The 11,252-nt window shown below is 68.6% G+C and carries 9 protein-coding genes and 1 pseudogene; all 10 read right to left on the bottom strand.

Annotated features, from left to right (window positions below; all coding sequences use genetic code 11):
- Nucleotides 1-7 precede the first annotated feature (7 nt).
- Entirely contained in the window at nucleotides 8-1,504 is a 1,497-nt protein-coding gene (gene murD / locus G528_RS0110505) for a UDP-N-acetylmuramoyl-L-alanine--D-glutamate ligase (RefSeq protein ID WP_026918926.1), read from the bottom strand.
- Between the two features lie 3 nt (nucleotides 1,505-1,507).
- Complete coding sequence (mraY, locus tag G528_RS0110500; RefSeq protein WP_026918925.1) at nucleotides 1,508-2,599, bottom strand: phospho-N-acetylmuramoyl-pentapeptide-transferase; 1,092 nt, start codon at nucleotides 2,597-2,599, stop codon at nucleotides 1,508-1,510.
- A gap of 82 nt (nucleotides 2,600-2,681) precedes the next feature.
- A complete protein-coding gene (locus G528_RS0110495) occupies nucleotides 2,682-4,778 on the bottom strand; it encodes a UDP-N-acetylmuramoyl-L-alanyl-D-glutamate--2,6-diaminopimelate ligase (protein WP_026918924.1) in 2,097 nt (698 codons plus the stop codon).
- A gap of 81 nt (nucleotides 4,779-4,859) precedes the next feature.
- The gene (locus G528_RS0110490) at nucleotides 4,860-6,764 is read right to left on the bottom strand and encodes a peptidoglycan D,D-transpeptidase FtsI family protein (RefSeq protein ID WP_084638158.1); all 1,905 of its coding nucleotides are present in this window, start codon (nucleotides 6,762-6,764) and stop codon (nucleotides 4,860-4,862) included.
- A 21-nt stretch (nucleotides 6,765-6,785) separates the two neighbouring features.
- Nucleotides 6,786-7,532, bottom strand: coding sequence for a cell division protein FtsL (ftsL, locus tag G528_RS17190; protein WP_035719715.1), 747 nt, complete (start codon nucleotides 7,530-7,532; stop codon nucleotides 6,786-6,788).
- Complete coding sequence (rsmH, locus tag G528_RS17185; protein ID WP_051198669.1) at nucleotides 7,529-8,527, bottom strand: 16S rRNA (cytosine(1402)-N(4))-methyltransferase RsmH; 999 nt, start codon at nucleotides 8,525-8,527, stop codon at nucleotides 7,529-7,531. The genes ftsL and rsmH overlap by 4 nt, the downstream gene beginning before the upstream one ends.
- 252 nt (nucleotides 8,528-8,779) lie before the next feature.
- Nucleotides 8,780-9,217 carry a division/cell wall cluster transcriptional repressor MraZ gene (mraZ, locus tag G528_RS0110475; RefSeq protein ID WP_026918922.1) on the bottom strand — a complete coding sequence of 146 codons (438 nt, stop codon included), beginning with the start codon at nucleotides 9,215-9,217 and terminating at the stop codon, nucleotides 8,780-8,782.
- A gap of 440 nt (nucleotides 9,218-9,657) precedes the next feature.
- Complete coding sequence (locus G528_RS0110470) at nucleotides 9,658-10,068, bottom strand: DUF3040 domain-containing protein (protein ID WP_026918921.1); 411 nt, start codon at nucleotides 10,066-10,068, stop codon at nucleotides 9,658-9,660.
- A gap of 111 nt (nucleotides 10,069-10,179) precedes the next feature.
- Nucleotides 10,180-10,629, bottom strand: coding sequence for an SAV_6107 family HEPN domain-containing protein (locus G528_RS0110465; protein ID WP_035719714.1), 450 nt, complete (start codon nucleotides 10,627-10,629; stop codon nucleotides 10,180-10,182).
- 131 nt (nucleotides 10,630-10,760) lie between these two features.
- Nucleotides 10,761-11,252: pseudogene (locus tag G528_RS18635) on the bottom strand (HNH endonuclease); the annotation flags it as partial.

Below are 11,252 nucleotides of genomic sequence, written 5' to 3'. Positions count from 1 at the left end.
GCGGGTCCTATCGGGTCGACGGGGTCGCCGCCAGTGCGGCCGCGGCCGCCGCGAAGGAGTCGCCGCGCTGTCCGTAACTCGAGAACATGTCCAGCGAGGCGGCTGCGGGCGCCAGCAGCACGGCGTCCACCGGCTGCCGATCCGATTCGGCCAGCCGCCAGGCGGCCGCCACGGCCGAACTCATCACGGCGTCGCTCGTCGTCGAACTGTCGGTCGGTGTCGCCTGATCGACCGGCCGCGCCCCTTCCGCTGTCCCCTGAGTCATCACAGTCCCATCGTCCCCTGTGAATACTGTGACTGTTGGGATCTGGGGGGCGTGTCGCGCGAACGCATCGACGATGACGGCCCGATCGGCGCCGATCGCCACCACCCCCGCCAGTCGCGATGCGGTCGCGGTCACCAACTCGTCCACCGAGGCGCCCTTGAGCAGACCGCCCGCGATGAGGACCACGCGGTCGTGCGCGAGGATCGCGGCCCGCGCGGCGTGCGGATTCGTCGCCTTCGAGTCGTCGACGAAAGCGACGCCCTCGATCTCGGCGACCCGATCACCTCGATGCGCCGCCGGCGCGTAACCCCGCAATCCCTCGGCGACGGCGTCGACCGGAATGCCGATCGAACGCGTCACGGCCGCAGCGGCCAACGCATCGGCGACTCCCGACGGTCCGGCGGGACGGATCTCGTCTGCGGCGATGATCGCCGCCGACTCCGCAAACGCCCGATCGACCAGCACCCCGTCGGCGACACCCACCTGGCCGGGCACCGGCGCGGAGAGCGTGAAGCCCACGCGCCGCGCCCCGTCCCCCGCGGCGAGTCCCGCGGCACCGACGTCGTCGACCCCGACCACCGCCACCGCGCCGAGAAGAGCACGGGCCTTGGCCTGCGCGTACGCCTCGAACGATCCATGCCAGTCCAGGTGATCGGCAGCCACGTTCAGCACGACCCCCGCCGCCGGACGCACCGACGGCGCCCAATGCAGCTGGAACGAGGACATCTCGACGCACAGGACGTCGGCGCGCCGGTCGGACCGCAGGGCGTCGGCCACGGTCAAACCGATGTTCCCGCACGCCGCCACACTGATCCCGGCGGCATCGACGATCGACTCGACCATGCCCGTCGTCGTCGTCTTCCCGTTGGTCCCGGTGATGACGAGCCACGTCCGCGGCGGACCGAACGCACCCGCCCGGTCGGCATGCCACGCCAACTCCACATCGCCCCACACCCGGATGCCCGCGGCGGCCGCCGCCGTCAGCAGCGGGGTGTCGGGACGAAATCCCGGCGACACGACGATGAGGTCGAGGTCGTCGGGCACTCCGGCGTCGAACTCCGCCGGCGTGTGGATCTCGATCCCCCTGTCGGTGAACCCCGCTCCGGCGGCCGGATCCTCGAAGACCTTATCCATCACCTCCGGGCGCGCACCGAGATCCCGCAGCAGGTCGACCACGGCGACACCGGTCGCCCGCCCTCCCGCCACGAGGACTCGGGCATCGGTGAGATCGAACGTCATCGATCAGCCCGCATGGGAGATGAACTCGCCGTAGAACAGCGTCAGTCCCAGCGCGCACGAGATGGCGGTGAGCAGCCAGAACCGGATGATGACCGTGGTTTCAGCCCATCCGCCCAACTCGAAGTGGTGATGGAACGGCGCCATGCGGAAGACGCGTCTGCCGGTGGTGCGGAAGAACAGGATCTGCAGGACCACCGACACCATCTCGGCGACGAACAGTGCACCGATGACGACCATGAGCAGCTCGGTGCGGGTCGTGATCGACAGGCCGGCGACGAGACCGCCCAGGGTGAGCGAACCGGTGTCGCCCATGAAGATCTTCGCCGGCGCGGCATTCCACCACAGGAAGCCGAGGCACGCGCCACCCGCGGCCACGGCCACCATCGACAGATCGAGGGGGTCGCGGACGTCGTAGCACGCGCCCGCGTTCTCCGTGTCGACGCCGACCGTCGAGCAGGCGTTCCGGAACTGCCAGAACGTGATCAGAACGTAGGCACCCATCACCATCGCCGCCGACCCGGCGGCGAGACCGTCGAGCCCGTCGGTGAAGTTCACCGCGTTCGACCACGCGGCGACGATGAGCCAGCAGAAGAGGACGAAACCGACAGCGGTCAGCGAGATCACGTTGATGTCGCGGGTGTACGACAGATACTCGCTGGCCGGAGCCAGGCCCGAGTCGTTGCGGAACTGCAGCAGCAGGACGCCGAAGATCAGCGCTGCGACCATCTGACCGGTGAACTTGGCCGTCTTGTTCAGGCCGAGGTTCCGCGCCTTGTAGATCTTGATGAAGTCGTCGAGGAAGCCGACGGCGCCCAGGGCGGTCGCCAGGCCGAGCACGAGCAGACCCGACGCCGACGGTCCGCTGCCATCGCGGATCAGACCGAACAGGTGGGCGCCGAGGTATCCCAGCCAGAGGGCGATCAGGATCGCGACGCCGCCCATCGACGGCGTTCCGCGCTTGGACTGATGGCTCTGGGGACCCTCCACGCGGATCTCCTGGCCGAACCCCTGGCGGGAGAAGACGTTGATCAGCACGGGAGTCAGCAGGATCGACACCGCGAGAGAGATCGCACCCGCGATCATGATCTGGGTCACTGCATGTCCTTACTCGATCGGTGTCCGTGTGAACTGATTAATCTAGCCGCCGCCGGCGTGCTCCGGTCGGCAGGGTACCCGCTCAGTCTGCGTCCGATCCCGGCGGGAACACCGTTTCCACGGGGAGACCCGCCTCGTCACGCCAGTACGCGAGGAAGGCGTCGCCCACCTCGCCGCTCGACAGCAGCACGAGGTCCCCGGGGCCGGGACCGTCGGTCGGCACCGCACGCGCACGATCCACCGCGGCGGCCGCCGATCCCGTCAGGACCGCCTCGTCACCCCACGAACCCTCCATCACCGCTCCCTGATGCAGGGCCCGCACCGTCCTCGTCTGATCGCCGACGGCGATGACCTTGTCGACGGCGAGTCGGACGAGCTGCCGCCCCAATCCGTCGTGCTCGATGCATCGGAGGTTCTCGTCGACCCCGTCGGGACCGGTGAACTCGGTGAGGATGGCCCAGGTGCGTCGCGAACCGTCACCGCGGTGGGCACTGCCCGCGCCGAGATCGGCGGCGAGCGCCACCAGGTCGCGGACGCGTCGCCGTGCCGCCGCGACTCCCGCCGCCGGGTCGACCGGAAGGATCCGCACCGGTTCGCGCACATCCGACCTCCGGGCGGCGATCGCCTCGGCCAGGATTTCGCGATCGTCGAACGGGTGCTTCACTCCCCGCACCTCCTGGCCGGTCTCATGGCCCTTACCCGCGATCAGCACCACATCGTCGGCTCCGGCCCAGTCGACGGCCGCGGAGATCGCGGCGCGCCGATCGCCGATGTCGCGGATGTCCACGGCTCGCCGCGACGCGGCGTCGACCGCGCGGGCCCCCGCGAGCACGGCGGCCCGGATCGCATCGGGATCCTCGCTGCGCGGATTGTCGTCGGTCACGATCACCAGGTCGGCCCCGCGCACAGCGGCGGCCCCCATCAGGGGACGCTTCTCTGTGTCACGATCACCACCGGCACCGAGCACCACGGCGATGCGGCCGCTCAACCGCGACCGCAGGGTCTCGAGCACCGCCTCGACCGCAGCGGGCTTGTGCGCGTAGTCGACCACCGCCAGAAACCGTTGACCTCGATCGACCTTCTCGAGCCGGCCGGGCACCGCCACGGCACCCAGCCCCTCGATGGCGACCGCGGGGTCCACGCCGGCCTCCGCACACAGCGAGACGGCCAGCAGAGCGTTGGCGACGTTGTAGGTCCCGGGAAGCGGAACCGTCATCTCCGCGGTCACGGCGGGACCGGCGATGCGCACGGTCTGCGATCCGGCGGTACCGCCGATCGATTCGATGACCGACCAGTCGGCGTCGCCGCGGGTCGCCACGGTGTGCACGGACCCGCCGCCGCCGCGCGCCACCTCGGCCATCTCCTCACCCCAGGCGTCGTCGATGCAGATCACCGCCCGCGCAGCGCGAGTCGACTCCCCGGCGCTGAACAACCGCGCCTTGGCGGCGAAGTACTCCGCCATCGTCCGGTGGTAGTCGAGGTGGTCCTGCGACAGATTGGTGAACCCGCCGATCGCGAACTGCGACCCGTCGACTCGGCCCAGGGACAGCGCGTGGCTGGACACCTCCATCACCACCGTGTCGACACCGCGTTCGACCATGACGGCAAAGAGTCGTTGCAGGTCGGGAGCTTCCGGGGTGGTCAGTGAACTCCGGATCGCCGTCCCGTCCACACGGATCTCGACCGTTCCGACCAGCCCGACGACGCGGCCGGCCGCACGGAGCGCCGCCTCGGTGAGGTAGGCGGTCGTCGTCTTCCCCGAGGTCCCGGTGATGCCGATGAGCGTCATCTTCCGGGACGGGTGGCCGTAGATCTGCGCTGCGATCCGGCCGAGCACCGACCGCGGATCGTCGTGGACGAGCACCGGGACGGAGCGGCACGACTCATCGGCCCGGATGAGCGCCAATCCCGCCGGATCGGTGAGGACGGCCGCGGCACCGGCGGCGACGGCCTGCGCGGCGAAACTCGCTCCGTGCACGCGGCTCCCCGCGAGCCCCGCGAAGAGGTCGCCGTCCGCGGCCTCCTGGGCTCGCAAGGTCGCACCGATGACCGCCGCCGATCCACCGGGGGCGTCGACGACCAGGTCGTACCGGTCGGCGAGCACCTCCAGTGCCACGGGCTTCACCGAAGCCGGTCGGACCACGTCGCTCGCCGGGCCTCCGGCACCGCGCTCCACCACTTGCTTCAGCCCTCCGGGTCGCCTGCGCTCCGCGCATCCCTTGCGCGAGCCTCTCTGAATCTACCGCGGCGTGCCCGCAGATCAGGCCACCAGCCGCAGTCGCGGCGCGGGGTGCGCCGAGAACGGCACCTTCTCGTCACGCAGCAGCCACGATCCGATCGCCTTGAACAGCGGCGCCGCCGACTGTCCGCCACTGCCGTCGGAGCTGCGGACCGGGTTGTCCATCATCACGCCGACCACGAACCGCGGGTCCTCCGCCGGAGCGATGCCCGCGAACGTGATGTTGTAGCTGTTGCGCGAATAGCAGTTGCACTTCGGGTCGACCTGCTGGGCGGTACCGGTCTTACCGGCCGTCTGATAGCCGGGAATCGAGCCGCTGAACCCGGTGCCGGACTGGGCTCCGGTCGGATCCTCCTGCATCACGGCGCGAAACATGTCGCGCACCGTGCGGGCGGTCTCGGGACTCACGACCCGCACCGACTCCGGTTCGGTGACACCGGCGTCGTCGGCGCTGTCGGGGTCGATGATCCGCGGCTGGATCCGAACTCCGTCGTTCGCGATCGCCTGATACATGGAGGTCATCTGCAGGAGCGTGGTGGAGAGTCCCTGCCCGATCGGCAGGTTGGCGAACGATCCGCCGGACCACTGGCTCAACGCGGGCACGGCACCGGGGCTCTCACCGGGCAGCCCCACGCCGGTGCGTTCGCCGAGCCCGAATCGCGCGAGCATGTCGGCGAACCGACGCTCGCCGACCTTCTGCGCCAACATCAGCGTGCCGACGTTCGACGACTTCCCGAAGATTCCGGTCGTCGTATACGGCGCGGTGCCGTGGACCCACGCGTCGTTGACCGTGATGCCCGACATCCGGATCGATCCGGGCACCTGGAAGATGTCCTGGGGCGCCGCCAAACCGTATTCGACGGCGGCTGCGGCGGTGACGATCTTGTTCACCGATCCCGGCTCGAACGGCGAGGTGACCGCGAGGTTGCCGAGTTCGACGCCGTCCTGGTCGTCGATCGGTCGGGACGGATCGAAGGTGCTGTCGTTCGCCATCGCCAGCACCCGACCGGTCTTGACGTCCTGGACGACCGCCGACACGTTGTGGGCACCCGACTTCTGCTTGGCCATGTTGACCTGGCTCTGGACGAACCACTGCAGATCGGAGTCGATCGTCAGGGTGATGTCGTCACCGTCGACCGCCGGATGGACGTTCCGCTTGCTGCCGGGGATCACGGCCCCGTCACGGCCGCGGTCGAACGTCTGGGTCCCATCGGTGCCCGCGAGTACCGAGTCGAGTGATGACTCGAGGCCGATCAGACCGTTGCCGTCGACGTTGACGTCGCCGATGATGTTGGCTGCGAGCGATCCACCGGGGTACTCGCGTTTGCTCTGCGTTTCCGCGCCGACCTCCGGGAACTCGTCCTGGATCCGCTTCGCGACCTCGGGTGCGACGAGACGCGCGAGGTATTCGAAGTCCTTCTTGGAGTACAGCTTCGCCAGGATGTCTTCGGCGGGGACGCTGCCGCCCAGCGCCGACGAGACGCCAGACGCGATCTCCTTGAGACGCGCGTCGACGCCGGGGACGGTCGGATCCTTCTCATGGGCGTCGGCGATCTGCTTGCGGACGATCTTGGGTTGGAACGTGAGGGCGCGCGCCTCCTCCGTGTACGCCAGGAGCCGGCCGTTCCGGTCGACGATGCTGCCGCGAAGCGCGGTGAGCAGCTGGGTCACCGACCGCTGTTGCGCCGCCTGCGCCGAGATCTCATCCGAGTCGATGATGTGGACGTAGATCATGCGGCCCGAGATCGCCAGCGCGCAGATCAAGATCAGCGCGCCGAGGACCCGCTGACGACCGATGAACCGAGCATGGGGTCCGGAGCCACCGGGTCCCCCGGAGTCGACGGGTGGTTCTCCGGGGGGAGGCCTGCGGCCCGAACGGTCGCCTGTGCGTGGCGCGGTGCTGCGCGGTGGACGGGTTCGGGTCATGATCACCGATTCTCCACCGCGTCAGCGCGCGGGTGCGGGATTCGGACGCGGCGTGGCGGATCGTGTCTCCGGCCGATCCTGAGTCGGAAGCACATTCGTCGACGGACCGGCCGGATCACGATCGTCCACCGCGTCGGACTCGTCCGGCGTGGACGGCGCGCTCGGGGTGGTCTGACTGCGACCGCCCTCGTCACCGCCGAGTCCGAGTGAATCGTCGACCTTCGACTTGTCGATCTTCTCCACGGGATCCGGCGCCGGGTTGAGAGCGGGCAGCGGGGATCCCGATGCCGGCGAGAGGTCGCCGCGAAGCCTCGCCTTTCCGTCGGCCCCGACGATCAGTTGCGCCGGCGAGTCGGCGGGAACCATGCCGAGCCGAGCCGCCGCGTCGGCGAGAGCGGGAGCGGAGTCGCCGAGGTCGGCCTTCCCCTTGAGGTCGGCGACGGTGGCCTGCAGGTCCTGATTCTGTTCGCGCACCGAGTCGATCGCATACGAGTCCTGGGCTGATCGGGTCGTCAGGAACAGCGTCAACGCCAATGCGCCGAGGACCAACGCGAGGATCGGCACGACCACGGGCACGCCCGCGATCCGCCGACCGCTCATCCGCAGACGGGTGCCGCCGAGCTCACGACGAGACCGACGGTCGAGGGCCCGCTGCGCGGCCTTCGAGCGGCTCGCGCGGTCCGCGGGCACACTGCGGGCGACTCGACGTCCACTCCCCTGCGCCGACCGGCTCCGACCGGCTGCCTCACGCGTGTCCACCAGCGTCACTGCGTTCCCCTTCCCCCGTCGGACCGACCCCCGCCGGCCCGTACGTCTGCGTGTTCCTGTCGTCGGCCGATGCGCTCCACCGCGCGGATCCTGACCGGCGCCGACCGCGGATTGGCGACGCGTTCGGCCTCGTCGGCCTGTTCTGCGCCCCGCGTGATCAACGAGAACTCCGGAGCGGTGCCCGGAAGATCCATCGGCAGCCCCGCGGGTGTCGTGTTCGCGACCGCCCGCGCGAAGTCGCGCTTCACTATCCGGTCTTCGAGCGACTGGTAGCTCATGACAGCCAGGCGACCGCCCACGTCGAGGACCTCCAACGCCGCGGGCACCGCTGCCCTCAGCGAATCGAGTTCGTGGTTCACCTCGATGCGGAGCGCCTGAAACGTGCGCTTGGCCGGGTGTCCGCCGCTGCGGCGGGTGGCGGCGGGGATCGTCGCGTAGAGCAGTTCCACGAGACGCCCGCTGGTGGTGAACGGCGCCTTCGCGCGTTCGCGGATGACGGCGGACGCGATCCGACCCGCGAATCGCTCTTCGCCGTATTCGCTGAGCACGCGCGCCAGCGAACCGTGATCGTAGGTGTTGAGCACATCGGCCGCGGTGATTCCCTGCTCCGGGTTCATCCGCATGTCCAACGGTGCGTCGACCGCGTACGCGAAACCTCGATCGGCCCGATCGAGCTGCATGGACGAGACGCCGAGGTCGAGGAGCACGCCGTCGACGGTGGTCCGCCCCGCGTCCGCGACGACCTCGCGGATCTCGTCATAGCGATGATGATGGAACCGGACTCGGTCGCCGAAGCGGGACAGTCGCTCCTCGGCGATGGCGATGGCCGACGCATCGCGATCGATGCCGTGGACGGTCAGTGCGGGCAGTCGGTCGAGAAAGTACTCCGTGTGGCCGCCCGCCCCGAGGGTTCCGTCGACGAGGATCGCGGCCTCGCCGTCCGGACCGACTCGAGTGAGTGCGGGCTCCAGCAGTGCGTACATCCGGTCCGCCATGACTGGAACGTGCCCGTGGTCGCCCTGCTGCTGATTCACCCCCGAGTCCTCCCTGTCGTCCCTGTCGCCCTGTCGTCCCTGTCGTCCGCGTGCCTGCCGGCGCTGTCGGCTCTGTTCGGCTCGTGCGGTGTGGCGGGGTCCCGATCCGAGCGCACCTGGCGTTGGGGAAGTACGTCAGGGTCGATCGGACCGGGGCCTCGACGCACCGCGGTCGCCGTCGTGGCCGATGTTCAGTTCGTGCGGCGCCATCCGTCAGAGGATCGCGTCGAGGGCGGACGAGCCGGCGTTGGAGAACGCCTCCTCGTGCGCCGCCTGGTAATCGCGCCACTTCTGCGCGTCCCAGATCTCCAGGTGGTCGTAGGACCCGATGACCACGCACTCCTTGGTGAGCCCCGCGTACTCGCGATGCTCGGCCGAGAGGTTGACGCGTCCCTGACCGTCCGGTCGCTGCTCGTCGGCTCCCGCGAAGAAGTACCGCAGGAAGGCTCGTGCCTCCGGGTCGTTGCGCGATGCGGTGACCGCCTTGTCGGCGATCGCATCGAACTCCTCGGCCCGATACACCGACAGGCTTCGGTCCTGGCTGCGAGTGACCATGACCCCTCCTGCAAGCGCATCGCGGAACTTCGCGGGCAACGTGAGCCGCCCCTTGTCGTCGAGCTTGGGGGTGTACGTGCCGACGAAACGAGCCACGTCGACACCTCCTCGCCCTCCTGGATTTCAAGGTTTCCGGTATCCCTCTCATCCAGTGATGCCCACAGTACCCCACTTTCCACCACAATCCACCCCCAAACCCCCACCTATGACCCACTGCTGGTTATATGCCCAGGTCAAAAGGCATTACATCGATGAGATTCTCAGGTTTCGGCGCGCCACGGCGGCCATGTCAACTGAAACTGATGATGCACAACGACAGTAAAGATGCTGGTGGGTTCACTTTTGATGATGGCGTGGGGCGAAGTGGGGAGTCCGGGTGGGGTGAAGTGGGGATCGTGGGAGCCGGGAGGGGCCCGGAACGACGGAAGCGGGGCCGCACCCTTCCTGTCGGAAGTGATGCGACCCCGCTTCTGCGAGATCCTGTTTTAGAGGCTCGAGTCTGTCAGGGAGTGTGGACGATCAGGCCACCGAGACCGTCAGCGGTCCCCCTGTTCGAATCGGCGATTGAAACGGTCTTCCATACGCTGACTCAGTGAACTGCGTCCGGCGGCGGCGCCGCCCTTAGCGGCCTTTCCCTTCGCCGAGGACCCCTCCTCCGGAGAGGACTTGCCGTGACCGCCGAGCAGTGCGAACACCGCGACGCCGAACATGACGACGAAGCCGGCGAGACTGAAGACCCTGAGTCCGCCGACTTCCACCTGAACCATCAACCCGCCGACCAAGAGGGCGAGGCCGATGACGAACCCGAGCGCAACGATCAGCCGACGACGCGCATTCGGCAGGGTGACACGATGCCGCGTCACGCTGGATGCGAACTTGGGGTCCTCGGCGTAGAGAGCGCTCTCTATCTCATCGAGCATGCGCTGCTCGTGCTCTGAAAGCGGCACCGCCCCTCCCTTACTGACTCGTGGGCGAGTCGTCTCATGCCTCGCCTTCTGACCTCAATGATACGAGTCGGCGCGGCGGACTACCACCATTGTGCCCGCGCGATCTGCCGATCAGGCGACATGCGGACCCGAGACGGCACCCGCGGACGCGCTGCGACCTGCCTTGCCCTGCTCGTATGCCAACAGCGTCGCATCCGCCGCGTCGAGGAATTCGACGGCCCGACGCTCCACGCGGGCGCACAGGGTCGGGTCCACCGAGCGAACGAGCCCCGCTTCCACGTGAGCGCGCATCCGGGACAAGCCACCGAAGTACTCCGCCAGTTCCGCGTATTCGGGGGTGCGCGCCTTGATACGACTCCATGCGTCGGTTGCGCCTCGGCGTGTGCGCCTGGCCGGCTCGTGAACTTCGAGGATCGCGCCGGCAGCCCGAATCGCCGCCAGATAGAACAGCCGGAACCGCTCGGCGCCGTCGTCCTCCACCGCCGCGGCGTCCTCGAACAGGTCCTCGGCACGGTCGAGGAGATCGCGGCTGCGGTGGACGACCCGTGGATCGACGAACATGATCAGACCTCCTGACGGTATGGGTGCTCTCGACCCCTTCGGATCGATTGACGTCACCATTGCAGAGGGGTCTGACATTCTTGTCGTCGATCACTCCGGGAGGGCCCGCAGACAGAAGTCCTGGCCTCCGGTCAGAACGGTGGACGGCCGTCTCCCCCGGCGGCACGGGCAGCTCGGGCGTGTTCGACTTCTTCGGTTTCGCGGTGGCGGCGGTTGATCGCCCGTTGCTGCATCCGGTATCGGTGTTTGGCCTCGAGGCGGGTCCGTGTGCGTTTTGGTGCGTTCTCGGCGTGTCCGGTTGTTCGGCGTGTCGCGCTGGCGGGATCGCCGTCCGGGTCGTCCGTGGTCGGGTCGCTGTGATCGCAGGGTAGGAGTCCGAGTTCGGGGAGCAGCCAGGTGTTGGCGGCCTGGCGGCGGATGGTGATGCCTTCGGGGGTGGTGAGCTCGGTCCAGATGGTGCCGTGGGCGTCGGTGATCTGGTCGTCGAGCCAGCCGCGGGTGTGGGTTTTCAGTCCGTGGTGGAAGCGACACTTGGGATTGAGGTTGCATGCACACGTCGGCCCACCCGAACCCGGATCGGCATGGTTGTACTCGGTGACATGATCCAGATCGCACCGCCACGC

The sequence above is a fragment of the Gordonia shandongensis DSM 45094 genome, from assembly GCF_000423025.1.
Taxonomy (GTDB): domain Bacteria; phylum Actinomycetota; class Actinomycetes; order Mycobacteriales; family Mycobacteriaceae; genus Gordonia; species Gordonia shandongensis.
Note: the sequence above shows the minus strand (reverse complement) of the source record. Positions and strands in the feature narration are given on the sequence as shown.